2 protein-coding genes are annotated in these 1,673 nt (G+C 67.8%); both read left to right on the plus strand.

From position 1 onward, the window contains the following. Positions 1 to 959: FtsH protease activity modulator HflK (hflK, locus tag AC04L7_RS18195; RefSeq protein WP_475513632.1), on the plus strand; the 959-nt coding region annotated here is incomplete at its 5' end. Continuing rightward, the coding region (gene hflC / locus AC04L7_RS18200; RefSeq protein ID WP_475513633.1) for a protease modulator HflC at positions 956 to 1,673 on the plus strand (718 nt) is incomplete at its 3' end. The genes hflK and hflC, both read left to right, overlap by 4 nt.

The raw sequence follows: 1,673 nt of genomic DNA on the forward strand, positions 1-1,673 counted from the left end.
GCTGGGTGCTGGTCGGCGTCGGCCTGCTGGTGCTGTTCTCCAGCTTCCAGCTGATCGGCGAACAGGACCGTGGCGTCGTGCTGCGCCTGGGCAAGTACAACCGCACCATGCAGCCGGGCCCGAACTTCAAATTCCCCTGGCCGATCGAAAGCGTCACCAAGGTCAACGCCACCGGCGTGCGCACCTTCAGCAACAGCCTGCCGGTGCTGACGCGCGACGAGAACATCATCACCGTCTCGTTCAACGTCCAGTACCGCGTCGGCGACCCGCAGCTGTTCCTGTTCGGCACCACCGACGCCACCCGCGTGCTGGAGCAGACCGCGCAGAGCGCCGTGCGCGAAGTCATCGGCCGTTCCGACCTGGACGCCGCCCTCAACAACCGTGGCCCGCTGTCGGCCACCGCCGGGACCGCGCTACAGGCCTCGCTGGAGGCCTATCGCACCGGCCTGGTCGTCACCGAACTGAGCCTGCAGGACGCGCGTCCGCCGGAAGCCGTCAAGCCGGCCTTCGACGAAGTCAACAGCGCGCAGCAGGAAAACGAACGTGTCATCAGCCAGGCCCGCGCGTATGCGGCCAAGGTCGTGCCCGAGGCCCGCGGTAATGCGCAGCAGGTCCGTACCCAGGCCGAGGGCTACAAGACCGCCGCCATCGCCCGCGCGACCGGTGACGCGACCCGCTTCAGCCTGCTGCTGGACGAGTACCGCAACGCGCCGGAAGTCACCCGCAAGCGCCTGTGGCTGGATACCGTGCAGCAGGTGCTGGCCGGCAACCGCAAGGTGGTCGGCGGCGACAGCCGCCAGCTGATCTACGTGCCGATGGGCAACGCGCCGGCGACGACGCAGCCGCCGGCCGGTGTCATCCCGACCGAGGTGCTGCCGCAGGTCGAAAGCACCCCGTCCAGTTCCCGCAATTCGGCGCGCACGCCACGCCCGGCCGGCCGTGAGGAGGCGCAGCCATGAAGAATTCCCTGATCGTCGGCATCGTCGTGGCGGTGCTGCTGGGCCTGATGGGCTCGGTGTTCGTGGTGCGCGAAGGGCAGGTGGGCCTGGTGCTCAACCTGGGCCGCGTGGTGCGCAGCGAGATCGGCCCCGGCCTGCACTTCAAGCTGCCGCTGGTGGAAACCGCGCGCGTGTTCGATCGCCGCTTCACCGCCAATGAGTTCCCGCCGGAACGTTCGCTCACTTCCGAGCGCAAGGACGTCAGCGTCGACTTCATCGCCATCGGTTTCATCGTCAACGCGGCGGACTTCTACCGTGCGACCGGCGGCCAGGCCGAGCTGGCCACCGAACGCCTGGCGCCGATCATCAAGGAGTCGCTGCGCAACGAGATCAACTCGCGCACGCTGACCCAGCTGGTGTCGGGCAACCGCAATGAACTGATCGAGAAGCAGCTGCCCGCCATCAACGCCGGTGCCAAGAACCTCGGCATGCAGGTCGTGGACATCCGCTTCAAGCAGATCGACCTGCCCACCGACAGTGAAGTCATCGACCAGGTCTACAACCGCATGCGCGCGGAACGCTCGCAGGTGGCCAGTGCACTGCGTGCGCAGGGTGCCGAGCAGGCGACGATCGTCGAAGCACAGGCCAACCGCGATGTCGCCGTGCTGCTGGCCGAGGCCGAACGCGATGCGCAGAAGCTGCGCGGTGAAGGCGACGCCGAAGCCGCCCGCATCT

It is taken from the genome of Pseudoxanthomonas sp. LjRoot204_2, assembly GCF_056175765.1.